The 15,468-nt window shown below is 75.0% G+C and carries 15 protein-coding genes and 1 riboswitch; of the genes, 4 read left to right on the forward strand and 11 right to left on the reverse strand.

The window, feature by feature from the left end:
- Nucleotides 1-64: 64 nt before the first annotated feature.
- Complete coding sequence (locus tag ACI78V_RS14120; RefSeq protein WP_456851740.1) at nucleotides 65-760, forward strand: nitroreductase family protein; 696 nt, start codon at nucleotides 65-67, stop codon at nucleotides 758-760.
- Between the two features lie 94 nt (nucleotides 761-854).
- On the opposite strand, the gene amrB is transcribed toward ACI78V_RS14120, so the two are convergent.
- The 5 genes from amrB to ACI78V_RS14145 form a co-directional block, all read right to left on the reverse strand.
- Nucleotides 855-1,661: an AmmeMemoRadiSam system protein B gene (gene amrB / locus ACI78V_RS14125; protein WP_456851742.1), complete on the reverse strand. Its 807-nt coding sequence runs from the start codon at nucleotides 1,659-1,661 to the stop codon at nucleotides 855-857.
- A gap of 3 nt (nucleotides 1,662-1,664) precedes the next feature.
- Entirely contained in the window at nucleotides 1,665-2,765 is a 1,101-nt protein-coding gene (gene amrS, locus ACI78V_RS14130; protein WP_456851743.1) for an AmmeMemoRadiSam system radical SAM enzyme, read from the reverse strand.
- Between the two features lie 107 nt (nucleotides 2,766-2,872).
- On the reverse strand, nucleotides 2,873-3,094 hold the full coding sequence (locus tag ACI78V_RS14135) for a hypothetical protein (protein ID WP_456851745.1): 222 nt from the start codon (nucleotides 3,092-3,094) through the stop codon (nucleotides 2,873-2,875).
- Between the two features lie 166 nt (nucleotides 3,095-3,260).
- Nucleotides 3,261-4,679 (reverse strand): FAD-binding oxidoreductase, encoded by a 1,419-nt coding sequence (locus ACI78V_RS14140; RefSeq protein WP_456851747.1) that lies wholly within the window; start codon nucleotides 4,677-4,679, stop codon nucleotides 3,261-3,263.
- Nucleotides 4,680-4,694: 15 nt separating this feature from the next.
- Entirely contained in the window at nucleotides 4,695-5,414 is a 720-nt protein-coding gene (locus ACI78V_RS14145) for a Crp/Fnr family transcriptional regulator (RefSeq protein ID WP_456851749.1), read from the reverse strand.
- A gap of 215 nt (nucleotides 5,415-5,629) precedes the next feature.
- Here ACI78V_RS14145 and ACI78V_RS14150 point away from each other — a divergent pair, with 215 nt between their 5' ends.
- The 3 genes from ACI78V_RS14150 to ACI78V_RS14160 all read left to right on the forward strand — a co-directional run bounded on the left by ACI78V_RS14150 (nucleotide 5,630) and on the right by ACI78V_RS14160 (nucleotide 10,321).
- The gene (locus ACI78V_RS14150) at nucleotides 5,630-7,126 is read left to right on the forward strand and encodes an amino acid permease (RefSeq protein ID WP_456851750.1); all 1,497 of its coding nucleotides are present in this window, start codon (nucleotides 5,630-5,632) and stop codon (nucleotides 7,124-7,126) included.
- 77 nt (nucleotides 7,127-7,203) lie between these two features.
- On the forward strand, nucleotides 7,204-8,694 hold the full coding sequence (gene zwf, locus ACI78V_RS14155) for a glucose-6-phosphate dehydrogenase (protein WP_456851752.1): 1,491 nt from the start codon (nucleotides 7,204-7,206) through the stop codon (nucleotides 8,692-8,694).
- Nucleotides 8,695-8,905: 211 nt separating this feature from the next.
- Nucleotides 8,906-10,321: an ATP-binding protein gene (locus ACI78V_RS14160; protein ID WP_456851754.1), complete on the forward strand. Its 1,416-nt coding sequence runs from the start codon at nucleotides 8,906-8,908 to the stop codon at nucleotides 10,319-10,321.
- Nucleotides 10,322-10,342: 21 nt separating this feature from the next.
- Here ACI78V_RS14160 and ACI78V_RS14165 read toward each other — a convergent pair whose 3' ends face one another.
- From ACI78V_RS14165 to ACI78V_RS14190, 6 genes are all read right to left on the reverse strand, one after another.
- Complete coding sequence (locus ACI78V_RS14165) at nucleotides 10,343-11,083, reverse strand: HpcH/HpaI aldolase family protein (protein ID WP_456851756.1); 741 nt, start codon at nucleotides 11,081-11,083, stop codon at nucleotides 10,343-10,345.
- 153 nt (nucleotides 11,084-11,236) lie between these two features.
- Complete coding sequence (locus ACI78V_RS14170) at nucleotides 11,237-12,058, reverse strand: MetQ/NlpA family ABC transporter substrate-binding protein (protein WP_456851758.1); 822 nt, start codon at nucleotides 12,056-12,058, stop codon at nucleotides 11,237-11,239.
- A gap of 65 nt (nucleotides 12,059-12,123) precedes the next feature.
- Nucleotides 12,124-12,783, reverse strand: a complete 660-nt coding sequence (locus tag ACI78V_RS14175) for a methionine ABC transporter permease (protein ID WP_456851760.1) — start codon at nucleotides 12,781-12,783, stop codon at nucleotides 12,124-12,126.
- Nucleotides 12,780-13,814, reverse strand: a complete 1,035-nt coding sequence (locus ACI78V_RS14180; protein WP_456851762.1) for a methionine ABC transporter ATP-binding protein — start codon at nucleotides 13,812-13,814, stop codon at nucleotides 12,780-12,782. Before ACI78V_RS14180 ends, ACI78V_RS14175 begins: the two co-directional genes overlap by 4 nt.
- 216 nt (nucleotides 13,815-14,030) lie before the next feature.
- Nucleotides 14,031-14,144 (reverse strand): putative leader peptide, encoded by a 114-nt coding sequence (locus ACI78V_RS14185; RefSeq protein WP_456851764.1) that lies wholly within the window; start codon nucleotides 14,142-14,144, stop codon nucleotides 14,031-14,033.
- A riboswitch (SAM riboswitch) is annotated at nucleotides 14,138-14,232 on the reverse strand. (Overlaps the previous gene by 7 nt.)
- An 84-nt stretch (nucleotides 14,233-14,316) precedes the next feature.
- Nucleotides 14,317-15,438, reverse strand: a complete 1,122-nt coding sequence (locus tag ACI78V_RS14190) for an NAD(P)/FAD-dependent oxidoreductase (protein WP_456851766.1) — start codon at nucleotides 15,436-15,438, stop codon at nucleotides 14,317-14,319.
- Nucleotides 15,439-15,468 lie beyond the last annotated feature (30 nt).

The following is a 15,468-nucleotide window of genomic DNA, read 5'->3' on the forward strand; positions in this document are numbered from 1 at the left end:
GTGCCGGCCGGTCCCTGACCGGCCGGCACGACCCGTCTGCACCCGGCTGCCGAACGGAGATCTCATGACGTCGACCACGGAGACCGCGGAGGACCACGTGCACCGGAGTGCGCCGCCCTTCGACACCGCGGAGATCGACCGCCTGCTCACCACGACCCGGTCGGTGCGCCGGCGGCTGGACCTCTCCCGGCCGGTCGGCCTGGACGTGGTGATGGAGTGCCTCCAGGCCGCCGTCCACGCCCCGTCGGCAGCCAACACCCAGCTGTGGCGCTGGCTCGTCGTCACCGACGACGGGCTGAAGAGCGAGCTCGCGCGCCTGTTCCGCGCCGGCGGTCGGGACTACCTGCGGGCCAACGCGGAGCAGCCCGGCGACGAGGCGTCCCAGCGGGTGTACCGCTCGGCGCAGCACCTGGTCGACGTGCTCGACCGGGTGCCGGTCCTGCTCGTGCCGTGCATCGCCGCGGAGGTGGACCAGACCAACGCCCCCGCTCTCTACGGCTCGGTCTTCCCGGCGCTGTGGAGCTTCATGCTGGCGCTGCGCGCCCGCGGCCTGGGCTCGACCTACACCACCTTCCACCTCGCGTACGCCGCCGAGGCGGCGGCCCTGCTGGGGATCCCCCCGGGCGTCACCCAGGTCGGGCTCGTGCCGGTGGCCTACACGGTGGGCACGGACTTCCGCCCGGCGCGCCGGCGCCCCGCGGCCGAGGTCACGTACCTGGACCGGTGGGGCGCTCCGGTCCCGGCCACCGCCGCCCGGTGAGCCGCGCGGCCCCGCCCCGCTCCTGAGCGGACCGCCCCGGCCACCCGCCCGGGGGTCGGGCCCGGCCCCCGGCGGGCACACCGGTCGTGCGTCGTCAGGAGCCCCGTCCGCCTCCCGCCTCGTGCAGGAGGAAGGCCCCGTACCCGACGACGCGGGCGCGTCCCGCTCCGCTGTCCGCCGACGTGGCCAGGCGGAGCAGCTCCACCGCCCAGCGGCGCTGCGCGGCGTGGTGCAGCAGGCCGCGCAGGGCGTGGGAGCCACAGGCGTCCTGCGGCCGCAGCGCGCCGGCGTCGCGGGCCAGGACGGCGTCGGCGGTGCGCCGGTCCCGCTCCCGGGCCGAGCGCTCGTCGAGGTGGTGGCTGAGGTCGGTGGAGACGACGGCGAGGGCGCCGTCGTCCTCCGGCAGCGCGGACAGCACGGCGGCCACGGACCCCGGCTGCGTGCGGCCGACCAGCACCGGCAGGACGACCACCTCGGGGCCCAGGACGCGCTGGAGGAACGGCAGCTGCGTCTCCAGGGAGTGCTCGCCCTCGTGCGGACGGTCGTCCACCACCACGCCGGGCAGCGCCGCGACCGCCGTCCGGGCCGCGTCGTCGACCGCCACCGTGCCCAGCGGGGTGGCGAGGGCGTCGACGGCCGGTACCGCCATCCCGTCGAGCGGCCAGAGGTGCGCCGGCCCCAGCAGGACGACGCGGGCAACGGTCCGCGGTAGCTGCGCGTACGCCGTCGCGGCCACCGCACCCGAGTACCGGTACCCGGCGTGCGGCGCCACCACGGCGGCGGGCGGCACGGGCCGGGGCCGGCCACGGACCTCGCCGAGCAGTCGGTCCACCAGGTCACGCAGCTCCACCGGCCCAGCGGGGTAGAACCGGCCGGCGACCGCGGGCGGGCGCACGCGCACGGGTCAGCTCCGGGCCAGGGACACCGGCAGCCGCCGCGCTCCCCACCGGCCGACCGGCCCGTCGTAGCGGCCCGGGACGGCGGCGCCGCAGGAGCCGCAGCGCCCGTCGTCGGTGAGCCGGTAGTGCCCGATGACGTACCAGTCCCGCTCCACGACGGTCTCACCGCACGCCGGGCAGGTCGTGCGGCCCCCGTCGGCGTCGTGCACGTTGCCCGTGTAGACGAAGCGCAGCCCGTGGTCCTGCGCGATCCGCCGCGCGCGGGTCAGCGTCGCCGGCGGCGTGGGCGGGACGTCGCGCATCTTGAAGTCGGGGTGGAAGGCGGTGAAGTGCAGGGGGACGTCGGGGCCCAGGTGCTCGGCGATCCACGCGCACTCGGCGTGGATCTCCCCGTCGGAGTCGTTGTGGCCCGGGATGAGCAGCGTGGTGATCTCCAACCACACGTCGGTCTCGTGCCGCAGGTACACGAGGGTGTCGAGCACCGGCTGCAGGCGCGCGGCCGACACCCGCCGGTAGAACTCGTCGGTGAACGCCTTGAGGTCGACGTTGGCCGCGTCGACGTGCGCGTACAGCTCCCGCCGCGCCTCGTCGCCCACGTAGCCGGCGGTGACCAGGACGGCCCTGATCCCCCGCGCCCGGCAGGCGTCGGCGACGTCCACCGCGTACTCGAGGAAGATCGTCGGGTCGTTGTACGTCATCGCGACGCTGCGGCAGCCCAGCCGCTCGGCGGCCACGGCGATGTCGTCGGGGCCGGCGGCGTCGGAGAGCCGGTCGATCTCCCGCGACTTGGAGATGTCCCAGTTCTGGCAGAACCGGCAGGACAGGTTGCACCCGGCGGTCCCGAACGACAGCACCGCGCTGCCCGGCAGGAAGTGGTTGAGCGGCTTCTTCTCGACGGGGTCCACGCAGAAGCCGCTGGACCTCCCGTAGGAGGTCAGCACGACCTGGTCGTCGACGCGGCCGCGCACGAAGCACAGGCCCCGCTGGCCCTCGTGCAGCCGGCACTCCCGCGGGCAGACGTCGCACTGCACGCGACCGTCGTCGAGCCGGTGCCAGTACCGGCCCGGCACCGTGTGCCGGTCGGAGAGACTGATGTCGGCGGTCATGGCGCCTCCGGCACCCACGATAGGCCCCCGGAACGGGTCGACGGGGTGCGCCGGGGGCGCGTCCTCCCGGGGCCGCCCGGCCGCCGGCGGGCCGGCGCGCGGGTCCGTCAGTCCCCCTCCTGCGCGGCCGCCCGTCGCTCCGCGCCGGTCTCCTCCGCGTAGCCGGCGTCCTGGCCGGCCACGCGCCCGACGAAGGTCTCCGACTCCCCCGTGCCGGTCGTGCCCGCCGAGTCCGGCTCCTCGCCGGCGCCGCCACCGGTGGCGCGCGACAGCGCCTGCGCGTCGTCGCGCTCGACGTCGTCCTCTCCCGGTCGTGGGTCAGGCTGCATGGCTGGTCCTCCCCGGTGCTGCCGGTGCGCCGCGATCGGCAGGCGCCCCATGCCCGGCCCGGACCGCGCCGACACCTCCCCGGGCGGACCGGTCGGGGAGGTGTCGGCGGTCCCGGCCGGCGCGCCCGGTGGGGACGGACGACCGCACCCCGGGCCCCGTGCCGGTTCAGCTCGGGACGATGTTCTGGTTCAGCCGGAAGAAGTTCGTCGGGTCGTACTCGCGCTTGAGCGCGCCGAGGCGCCGGTACTTCGCGTCGCCGTACGCCTGCCGCACGCGGGTGCCGCCCTCCTCCATGAGGAAGTTGACGTACACCCCGGTGTGGAAGGGGGCCAGCGCCGTCCAGTAGTCCCGCGCCCACTGCCGCTGCTCCTCGAAGCCCTCGGCGGTCGGCGCGTTGCCGTTGATGTTGAAGGTGAACCCGGCGGAGCGGCCGCTGAACGCGGTCGCGTCGTCCGCCACCCGGGACACCGCCCCGCCCATCTGCCACAGCGCGATGCTGCTCAGCGGTGAGGTGATGCGCCGGCCGTACTCGGCCACGACCCCGATCACCTCGTCGGTCAGCGCGGCGACGTCGCAGGAGCGGACGTAGTACCAGCACCCGCGCCGGAACGACGGGTCGAACATCTGCTGGTGGGCCACGAATGGCTTGGGCGCGAACAGGTCCAGGACCGGCGCCCCGAACCGGCGCATCGGCCGCAGCACCTCCTCCCCCTCCTCGACGTCGCCGGCGTAGCAGGCCGCGACCGCCACGACCGGCCGGCCGACCAGCTCCGCCGGGACGACGGGCAACGCGGGCGCGAGCCGCTGCACGACGATGGTCATCAGCTCGTCCGGGCACTCGGCGACCCAGTCCCGGTAGGCGCGCAGCACGGCCTCGGCCGCGTCCATCGGCCAGAAGGTGGCGCCGGCCATGACCAGCGGCCCCAGGGGGTGCAGCCGGAACCGGAAGTCGGTCACCACCCCGAAGTTCCCGCCTCCGCCGCGGAGCCCCCAGAAGAGCTCGGCGTTCTCGTCCTCGGCGGCACGGACGAACTCGCCGTCCGCGGTCACCAGGTCCGCCGACTGCAGCGAGTCGACCGTCAGGCCGTACCTGCGCATGATCCAGCCGATCCCGCCGCCCAGGGTCAGCCCGGCCAGCCCGGTGTGCGACACGATCCCGGCCGGCACGGCCAGGCCGTGGGCCTGGGTCCGCTCGTCGACCTCGCCGAGCAGCACCCCGGCCTGGGCGCCGACGGTCCGGGCGTCGGGGTCCACGCGCACCCCGTTCATCGGCCGCAGGTCGATCAGCAGGCCCCCGTCGCACGTCGACAGCCCCGGGAAGCTGTGCCCACCGCCGCGGACGGCGACGGTCAGCCGGTGCTCCCGTCCGAAGCGGACGGCGGTGCGGACGTCGTCCACGCCGGCGCAGCGGGCGATGAGGGCGGGACGCCGGTCGATCGACCCGTTCCACACGCGCCGGTGCTCCTCGTACCCGTCGTCGGCGGGGGCGATGACCTGTCCCTCGAAGGAGGCGCGCAGCGCCGCGACCGCCGGGTCGCCGACCGGCGGGGTCCGGACGTCGCCGGCATCCGTCGTGCTGGTCATCCCGGCAGTGTCGGGTCAGTGGCGCCGTCGGTCAGCGACCTGGGTTCCACCCTGCTCGCGGCTGAGCCGGACCGGGTCGAGGATCTCGATGTGGTCCCGGTGCGTGCTGATGGCGCCCGACTCGCGGAGGTCACGCAGCACCCGCACGACCACCTCCCGCACGCTGCCCACGGCGTCGGCGAGCTCTCCCTGGCTGACCGGCACCGTGACCGGTGGGCGCGCTCCCCCACCGGCCCGCGACTCGTGGGACGCGAGGTCCAGCAGGTGGCGGACCACCCGGTGCCGCACGGTCGTGAACGCGCTGTCGGCGATCTCGTGGACGAAGCCGAGCACCCGATCGGCCAGCTCGTGCAGCAACGCGTCGGCCACCTGGGCGTCCTCGGCCGCGGCGTGCCGGACCACGTCCGGGGCGAGGCGCAGCACCGTCGCGTCGACCACGGCCTGCGTGCCCGCCGGCATCCGGAAGCCGTCGGCGTACATCGACACGACGCCGATGAGCGCGCCGCGCCGGGCGTAGCGCACGGTCAGACCGCGGCCGTCCGGCGCGGTGACGAAGACCCGGAAGAGGCCGTCGACGACCAGCTCCAGGTGCGCCACCGTCTCGCCCTGCCGGTGGGTCACCGCACCGGCCGGCACCCGCACGAGGGCGGCCCCGGCCAGCAGCCGCCGGAGGGCGGGCCGGCCCAGCCGGGAGAGGTTCGAGGCGGCGAGGGCGGCCGGGACGCCGTCGTCCACGCCGAAACGGTAGGCCCGTGGACGGGACACCTGAAGGCCCACCGCGCCCCGGCCGTCGGGGCGGACGACGGAGCGGCCGGCGGACGGGTGGGCGGTCCCCGACCGCACCTGCTCCAATGAGGACCCCAGCAGCCCGGCGAGCACCGGCTCCGGCCCCGACCAGACACCTGTCGAGGTGCCGAGCGCGCTGGGCCCGACCACCCGAGGTGGATCTCATGAGCACTCGGACAGGGCAGTCCGTCTGGCGGCGGATGCCGGTCGACCGGATGGAGGAGATCGAGGAGGAGAGCGGGGCCGGGGCCCTCGTCAAGACCCTCGGGCTCTGGCAGCTGACCGCGATCGGTGTGGGCGGCATCATCGGGGTCGGGATCTTCTCCCTCGCGGGGCTGGTGGCCCACGGCGACGCGGACAACCCCGGCGTCGGGCCGGCCGTGCTGATCGCCTTCCTCATCGCCGGGTTGGCCTCGGCGGCCGCCGCCGTGTCCTACGCCGAGTTCGCCGGCATGATCCCGCGGGCGGGCTCGGCCTACACCTACGGGTACGTGGCCCTCGGCGAGCTCATCGGGTGGTTCATCGGCTGGGACCTGTTGCTGGAGTACATCGCCATCGTGGCCGTGGTGGCGATCGGCATCTCCGGCTACCTGGAGGCCTTCCTCGAGGGCTTCGGGATCACCCTGCCGGTGTCGGTCACCGCCTCCGCCGAGGAAGGGGGTGTCGTCAACGTCCCGGCCGTGCTGATCTGCCTGCTCGTCACGTTCATCCTCAGCCGCGGCACGCGGGCCTTCGGACGGTTCGAGCTCGTCGCCGTGGCGGTCAAGATCCTGCTGATCCTGTTCATCATCGGGCTCGGCGTCTTCTACATCGACACCGGGAACTACGACCCGTTCATGCCCGCCGGGTTCGGCCCGGTCCTCACCGGCGCGGCCACCGTCTTCTTCGCGGTCTTCGGCTACGACGCCATGAGCACCGCCGCCGAGGAGGCCGAGGACGGCAGGAAGCACATGCCCAAGGCGATCGTCCTGTCCCTCGTCATCGCGATGACGCTCTACGTGGCCGCCACCCTGGTGCTCACCGGGATGCAGAGCTACCAGGACATCGACCCGACCGCCGGTTTCGCCTCGGCCTTCACCAGCGTCGGCCTGCCGGTCATCGCCGGGATCATCTCGGTCTTCGCCGTCCTGTCCATCCTGACCGTGATGCTGACCTTCCTGCTCGGTGTCACCCGGGTGTGGTTCTCCATGAGCCGCGACGGGCTGCTGCCCCCCTGGTTCGCGAAGGTGGACCGCCGCGGCACCCCGCAGCGCGTCACCTGGATCGCCGGCGTGGGCGCCGCGGTGCTCGCCGGCGTCTTCCCGATCCGTGCCGTCGCGGACCTGACGAACATCGGCATCCTGTCCGCGTTCGTCGTCGTGTGCGTCGCCGTCATCCTGTTCCGCTACACCCGGCCCGACACGCCCCGTTCCTTCCGCCTGCCCCTCATGCCGGTCGTGCCCGCGTTCGGCGTCCTGGCGTCGCTGTTCCTGATCCTGCAGTTGCACTGGGAGACCTGGCTGCGCTTCGGCGTCTGGCTGCTCATCGGGCTGGTCCTCTACTTCGGCTACGGCCGCAAGCACTCCCTGCTCGACCCGGACAGCCCGCTCCACCGGCAGCGGCCGACCCGGTCCGCTGACGGGGGCGCCGCTCCTCCGGACCCCGGTGCGGGCCGGAGCTGACCAGCCGCCGCCCTCGCGGCACCACCCCCGCGCCCGGGGCTGTCCGCGGCCCGCCGACGGGAGCATGCTCCCGGCACATGGACGTCGATGCCGATCGTCGCTCTCCGCCGTGTGTCCTGGTGATCTTCGGGGCATCGGGCGACCTCACCGCCCGCAAGCTGCTGCCGGCGCTCGCCCGGCTGGCCGGCTACGGAGCCCTCCCTCCGGAGGTGGCGCTGGTCGGCGTCGCCCGCACGCCCATGACCGACGACGAGTTCGCGCAGCGCTGCCGGCGGAGCGTGTCCGGTGAGGGACATCCGCGGTGGCAGGACCTCACGGCGGCCGCCCGCTACGTCAGCGGCGGCTACGACGACCCGGCCACCTACCAGCGGCTGGCCGAGGTCCTGACCGACTGCGACCGGCGGCACGGGACGGCGGGCAACCGGGTCTACTACTTCGCCACGCCACCCCGCCTGTTCGGGCCGATCGCGGTGAGCCTGGGCAAGGCGGGCTTGTCGGTGCCGACCGGCGACAGCTCCATCCGCGCGGTCATCGAGAAGCCGTTCGGGTGGGACGAGGAGAGCGCCCGCGAGCTCTACGGGGAGCTGTCGTCGGCCTTCGTCGAGGAGCAGGTCTTCCGCATCGACCACTACCTGGCCAAGGAGACCGTGCAGAACCTGCTCGCGCTGCGGTTCGCCAACTCCATCTTCGAGCCGATCTGGAACCGGACCTGGGTCGACAACGTGCAGATCACCGTCGCGGAGACCCTGGGCGTCGGCGAGCGGGGCGGCTTCTACGAGACCACCGGGGCGATGCGGGACATCGTCCAGAACCACGTGCTGCAGGTGCTCTCGCTGTTCCTCATGGAACCGCCCACGTCCTTCCACGCGGAGGCGATCCGCGACGAGAAGGTCAAGCTGCTGCGCGCCATCCAGCCGCTGGACGCGGAGGCGCAGATCGCCGCGAACGCGGTGCGCGGGCAGTACACCCGCGGCGGCACCCGCGAGGACCTGATGCCCGGGTACCGCGACGAGCCCGGTGTGGACCCGCTGAGCTCGACCGAGACCTTCGTGGCGATGCGCCTGGAGGTCCAGAACTGGCGCTGGACCGGCGTCCCGGTCTACGTGCGCACCGGCAAGCGGCTGCCCACGCGCATCACCGAGGTGGCCATGGAGTTCCGCCGCCCCCCACAGCTGCCGCTGTTCCCCGGCACGGCCGAGGGGCTGGAGCCCGACGCCCTGGTCGTGCGCGTGCAGCCCGACGAGGGACTGAGCCTGCGCTTCGGCGCCAAGGTGCCGGGGCACGCCTTCCGGGTCCAGAAGGCGTCGATGGACTTCTCCTACGAGAGCTTCGAGGAGCAGTCCCCCGACGCCTACGAGCGGGTGATCCTGGACGCGCTGATCGGCGATCCCACGCTGTTCATCCGCGCCGACGAGGTCGCGCGGTCGTGGCGCATCGTCGACCCCGTGATGCGGTACTGGGCCGCCGACGCCCGTCCCGTCCCGCTCTACCAGGCCGCCACGTGGGGGCCTCCGGAGGCGGGCGCGCTGATCGCCCGGGACGGCCGGCGCTGGCGTCACTCGACCTGACCGGGGCCGGGGCCGGCGCCCGGGATCGGGACGCACGGGACCGCCGTCCCCCCGCGCCGGTCGTGCTTGTATGGCGCCCACCACCCCGGAGACCGGCGTGGACGGCGTCCGCGGAGCCGGCGGCGGCAGTCGAGGGAGCGGTGGCCCCGGTCGTCGGAGGAGGAGCCATGTCCGTCCACCTCGTCCACCGGTACGCGGCGGCGGGAACGTGATGGAACTCGACGGCCTGCGGCGGATCGAGCTCTTCTCCGGGACCGACGACGAGCAGCTGCGCGTGCTGCTCGCAGCGGGCACCGAGGTGTCCTTCGCGTGCGGTGACGTGCTCTTCCGGGAGAACCACCCCGCGGAGCACTGGTGGGTGCTCCTGGACGGTGCCGTCGAGCTGGTGCGGCACGTCGGGCGGGACGAGACCCGGCTCGGGGCCATGGACGTGCCCGGCCGATGGGCCGGTGGCTTCCGTGCCTGGGACGAGCACGGCGCCTATCTGGCCACCGGCCGGGCGACCACCGCCGGACGCGTCCTACGGGTGCCCGCCGAGGCGCTGCGCTCGCTGTGGACCCTCCGCTTCCCGCTCGGCCTGTACCTCATCGAGGGGGTGTCCCGGTCCGCCCGGAACTACGAGACGATGGCCCGGCAGCGGGAGGCCCTCGCGGCGCTCGGCACCCTGGCCGCCGGGCTCGCCCACGAGCTCAACAACCCGGCGGCCGCGGCCACGCGCGCCGTCGACGCCCTCGGCGAGGCCTGTGACGAGATGGCCGCCTCCTTCCGGCTGCTGGCCGCGGCTCCCGTCACCGCCGAGCAGTTCGCCCGCCTCGAGACGCTCCGTGCGGAGCTCGGCCCCCGGCCGGCCGAGGACGCGCTGGACCTCGCCGACCGGGAGGACGCGGTGGCGGACTGGCTGTCCCGCCGGGGGGTGCCGCGGGACTGGGTCCTGGCCCCTGCCCTCTCCTCCGTCGGCGCCGACGTCGACTGGTGCGAGCGGGTGGCCGAGGCGCTCGGCGCCGCCCGGCTGGGACCCGGACTGGGGTGGGTGGCGAGCACCGTGTCCGCGACCGGTCTGCTGGCCGAGGTGAAGGAGTCCACCCGCCGCATCTCCGAACTCATCACGGCGATGAGGTCCTACTCCCAGCTGGATCGGGCCCCGATGCAGCAGACCGACCTGGCGGAGGGGCTGGACAGCACGCTGGCGATGCTCGCGCCCCGCATCCCGGCGGGCGTGACCGTCGTGCGCGACTACAGCCGGGACGTGCCGCGCATCGCGGCTCTCGCGGCCGAGCTGAACCAGGTGTGGACCAACCTGATCGCCAACGCCCTGGACGCGATGGACGGTCGCGGGACGCTGCGCGTCTCGACCCGGCTCGAGCGGGACGCGGTGGTCGTGGAGGTCGGCGACACCGGCGCCGGGATGACGCCCGAGGTCCAGCAGCACGCCTTCGACCCCTTCTTCACGACCAAGGGCGTGGGCGAGGGCACGGGTCTCGGGCTGGACATCTCCCGGCGCGTCGTGGACCGGCACCACGGCGACATCAGCATCCAGACGCGTCCCGGCGAGACGGTGCTGCGGGTGCGGCTGCCGGCCACGGACGCCGACGGCGCCGCCAGGCGTGCGCCCGGCACGGCCGGCTGAGCCGGGCGCGCCGCGTCCGGGTCAGGGCCCGTTCCGCGCCGACGAGCCGCGGGCGAGGCCGAGGTGGTGCGCCATGACCTCGCCCAGGGCGGCGGCGTCGACGGCGACCGTGACGATCGTGGCGCCCTCGGCGGCGTACCCGGCGGCGTCCTCGCCGTTGAAGGCGTGCACGCCCACGGGCAGGCCGGCGTCGCGGGCCCGGGCGATGACCGAGGACAGGACGCCGCGCAGCTGCGCCCGGTGCTCCGCGCCGGTCAGCTCCAGGGACAACGAGAGGTCCCCCGGACCGACGTAGATGCCGTCCAGCCCCTCGACGGCGAGGAGGGCGTCGAGGTCGTCGAGCGCGGACGCGGCCTCCACCATGACGACCACCAGCGGCTGGTCGGCCCCGCCGGAGAGCCGCCCGATCGACCGTCCACCGGCCGGGGCGTACCGGCCGGCGGCGACCACCTCCCGCGCGTGGGCGGCGTCGCGCACGTTGGGCACGATCACGCCCCGGGCCCCGAGGTCCAGGGGGCGGCCGACGTCGGCGAACGCCGGGCTGCGGGTCCGCACGAGCGGCACCGAGCCCGCTGCGGTGATCGCCGCGGCGACCCCGGGGAGCTCGGCCTCGGCCAGGGCGCCGTGCTGCAGGTCGACGACGACGAAGTCCGCGCCGGTCCGCGCCAGGACCTCACCGGTCACCGCACCGGGCAGCATGCTCCACAGTCCGTGGCACGCCCGCCCGGCCGACCACCGGCGCCGCAGGTCGACCTCGCTCATCGCCATCCCGGGCCCCGTCCTCTCTCTCCCCGCCGCGTCGGCGGCGGTGCCGTCGGACACCGCCCGGCGGGACCTCACCCGGGCGCCGATCCTGCCCCAGCGCCCGGCACGGGGCGCGGCGGGCCGGTGCACCGGCTCGCCGCCGGCCGTCGGTCAGAAGGCGGGGATGACGGCGCCCTCGTAGGTGGACTCGATGAACTGGCGGACCTCGTCGGAGTGCAGCAGCTCCTCCAGCTGCTGGATCCGCTCGTCGTCCTCGTCACCGGTGCGCACGACCACCAGGTTGGCGTTGGGGTTGCCCTCGGCCTCCTCCAGCGCCAGCGCGTCCTCGGCCGGCACCAGGTCGGCCTCGATGGCGTAGTTGCCGTTGATCACGGCGATGTCCACGTCGGCCAGGGACCGGGGCACCTGGGCCGCCTCGACCTCGGAGATCTCCAGGCCCTTGGGGTTGTCCTGGACGTCCAGGGACGTCGGCGCGGCGTCGCCGGTGTCGGCCAGGGTGATCAGGTCGTTGGCCTCCAGCAGCCGCAGGGCACGCGCGGCGTTGGTCGGGTCGTTGGGGATCGCCACGGTCGCCCCGTCGGGGAGCGCGGCGAGGTCGGTCAGCGAGCTGGAGTAGATCCCCAGCGGCTCGATGTGCACCGGCTCCAGCGCGGCGAAGTCGTAGCCCGCGCTGGCCTCCTGTTCCTCCAGGTACGGCACGGTCTGGAAGTAGTTGGCGTCCAGCGAGCCGTCGTCCAGGGCGACGTTGGGCTGCACGTAGTCGGTGAACTCGACGATCTCGAGGTCGAGCCCGGCGTCGGCGGCGAGCTCGTCGTCGATGTAGCGCAGGATCTCGGCGTGCGGGACCGGGGAGGCGCCGACCCGCAGCGGCTCGTCGGCCGCGGACAGCTGGGGGTCGCCGCCGCCGCCGCACGCGGCGAGGGCGACCGCCGCCGAGGAGGCGGCGAGCAGGACGGCGAGGCGGGAGCGCATGGGAGGGGTTCTCCTTCGGGGTGGTGCGGGGCGAACGGTGGCCGGACGGCCACCAGCGGGATGAGTCAGACGTGGGCCAGGCGGCGCGCCCAGCGGTCCCCGGCCCACTGCAGGGCCTGCACGAGGACGAGCAGCAGGACGACGGTGAGCAGGGTGATGTCGGTGCGGAACTGCTGGTAGCCGAAGCGGATCGCGAAGTCCCCGAGCCCGCCGCCGCCGACGGCCCCGGCCATCGCCGAGTAGCTGACCAGGGCCACCACGGTCACGGTGGTCCCGGCGATCAGCGAGGGTCGCGCCTCGGGCAGCAGCACGGTCGAGACGACGTCCCGGCGGCGGGCGCCCATGGCCATCGCGGCCTCGACCTTCCCGGGGGCGACCTCCCGGAGGCTGGTCTCCACCAGGCGGGCGAGGAAGGGGACGGCGCCGATGGTCAGCGGCACGATGGCCGCGGTCGAGCCGATGGTCGTCCCGACGATGCCGCGGGTCACCGGGGCGACCAGCACCAGCAGGATGATGAACGGCAGCGCGCGCCCCAGGTTGACCACCAGTCCGAGGGCACGGTTGAGCAGCGGCCGCGGGGCGAGCCCGCCGGGTGCGGTGACCGTGAGCAGCACCCCCAGCGGAACGCCGAGCAGCACGGTGACCACCGCCGCGACGCCCACCATGTAGAGGGTCTCCCAGGTGGCCTCGACCAGCTGCGGGTAGACGCGGCTCCAGTCGCTCATCGGGCTCCCTCCGCGGCCGGAGCCGGCTCGGTTCCCGCCGGCACACGCTCGACGAGGACGCCGTCGTCGCGCAGCCCGCGGACCGCGCCCTCCAGCCGGTCCAGGTCCCCGGTGACGCGCAGCAGCAGCCGGCCGTAGCGCCCGCCGGCGACCGTCTCCACCGAGCCGCCGGCGATCTCCACGGCCAGCCCCAGGGCGCCGACCAGCGTCTGCAGGACGACGGTCTCGGGGGTGCGGTCGGTGACCGTCACCCGGAGCAGCGCTCCGCCGTGGCCGGCGCCGGCGTCGGCGACCGGGGCCGGCAGCAGGGCGTCGGCCAGCGGCGAGTGCTCCCGGGTCAGGACCTCCGACAGCCGGCCGCCGTCGACGACGCGGCCGCGGTCGAGCAGCACCGCGCTGTCGCACACCGCCTTGACCACCGACATCTCGTGCGTGATGAGCAGGACGGTGAGACCCAGCTCCGCCCGCACCCGGCGCAGGAGCTCGAGCACGCTGGTCGTGCTGGCCTGGTCCAGGGCGGAGGTGGCCTCGTCGCAGAGCAGCACCGTGGGGCGGGCGGCCAGCGCGCGGGCGATGGCCACCCGCTGCTTCTGCCCGCCGGACAGCTGCCCGGGGTGGGCCCCGGCGCGCTCCCCCAGCCCGACGAGGTCGAGCAGCTCGAGGGCCCGGCGGCGGCGCTCGGCCCGGCCGACCCCGGCGAGCTCGAGCGGGTGCTCGACGTTGCCCGCGGCCGTCCGCGAGTCCAGCAGCTCGAAGTGCTGGAACACCATCCCGATGGACCGGCGGGCCGCGCGGACCTGGTCGTCGGGCAGCTCGGTGAGCACCCGCCCGTCCACGGTCACCGACCCCGACGTCGGCCGCTCCAGCAGGTTGACCAGACGTACCAGCGTGCTCTTGCCCGACCCGCTGGGACCTACCACCCCGGCGAACTCCCCGGCCGCCACCCGCAGGGTGACCCCGTCGACGGCGACCACCTCCCCGGCGCGTCTCCGGGCAGGGAAGACCTTGCGGACGTCGTGCAGTTCGATCACGGAGTGCTGTCCTCGTGTGAGCAGGCGGGGGCGGGTCCGGGCGGTGGGGCGGTGGGGCGGCGCAGGAGCGCGACGCGGCCACGGGCGCGGCGCAGCGCGGTCGGTGAGCCGACCCCGGCAGGTGTGTGCCCACGATCGGGCGTCACCAGACGGCACCGGCGACGCGGATCGCGGCCACGGGCCCCGGCGGCCGCTCCTGTCCGGGGTGGAGGGGAGCTACCCGGACGCGCCGGGCGAGTGCAGCGACGGACACAGGGCCGTGGCCGTCCGGCACAGGTCGACGTGCCGGCGAGCCCACGTGCGGCCTGCGTCAGTCATCGCGTCCTCCATCGGTCCTGGCAGTAGCACCCTCGTCCGCCGAGGCGGGGGGTTGCTGCGACGTCACCGAGCCAGGTCTCTCAGCCGCTCCGGATGGTGTTGCCGGCCGAGTCTACGCAGCGGGCAGGGCGGGTGACCGCGCGAAGCCTGCGGCCCCCGGCGCGGGCTCCGCCGGCCGTTCCGGTCAGGTGGAGGGGAAGGACCGGTCGCCGAAGAGGACCCGGCGGGCCGCGGCCCGCCCGAGGGGCGTGCGCAGCAGCGGGAACAGCGCCGTCGCGACGGCGGGCGTGCGCACCTGGGCCAGCCCCCGGCGCAGCAGCAGCCTCCCCCGGAAGGCGGCCCGGAGGGCGGCACCGTCGTAGGTGGCCAGCGGGTCCGGCCGCCCGGCGCGCAGGGCGTCGTCGAGGACCTCGGCGGCACGCTCCGACAGGCGCAGGCAGGGGTCGAGGCCACCGGCGGTGAGCGGGGAGACCGCCCCGGCCGCGTCACCCACGAGCAACCCGTCCGCGCAGCCGATCCGCCGCAGCAGGCCACCGACGGGGATCGGGCCACCGCGCCGCTCGACCACGTCGGGCCGGAGGACGCCGGACAGCCCGGGCGCCGAGGCGCCGAACCGCTCCAGGGCCCGGCGCATGCCGTCCGGGAAACGGTCGGCGTAGCCGGCCACGCCGACGTGGGCGTGCCGTCCGTCGTTGACCACCCACGCCAGGTAGCCGGGCGCGAGCGAGGGGTCGAGGACGCAGTGGAACGCCGGCGGCTGCCCGTCCCGGGGCACCGCGAACACCTCCTCGGCTCCGACCAGCAGGTGGCGGTTGCGGTCCAGGCCGAGGTCTCGGGCCACCCGGGAGCGGGCCCCGTCGGCGCCGACGACGAGCCGCGCCCGCACCCGCGCCGGTCCGTTGCGCCCGACCAGCAGGTACCGGCCGGCCCGCCCCCCGGCGTAGCGGGTCCCCAGCGCGATCCGCACGCCGGCGTCGGCCGCGGCCCTGGCGGTCGCCGCGTACAGCGGCGCCATGTCCCCCACCCGGTACTCGTCGCGCGCACTGACCAGGGTCACCGGACGACGCAGCCCCGGGGGGTAGAGCACCACCCGCCGGATCGGGGGTCCCAGGTGCTCCGGGGGCAGCGGGAAGTCGTCGAGCGTCTTCCGGACGAAGATCCCCGTGGTGCGGATGGCGCCGGTGAGCGTGGGCCGCCGCTCGGCCAGCAGCACGTCGTGGCCGCGCTGCGCGAGGAGGGTGGCGGTGTGCAGCCCCGCCAGCCCGGCGCCCACGACCAGGACGTCGACCGTCCCCGTGCCGGTCACGTCGCGACCCCCGCGAGCACATCGTCCAGT

This window comes from Geodermatophilus sp. SYSU D00742 (assembly GCF_054049935.1).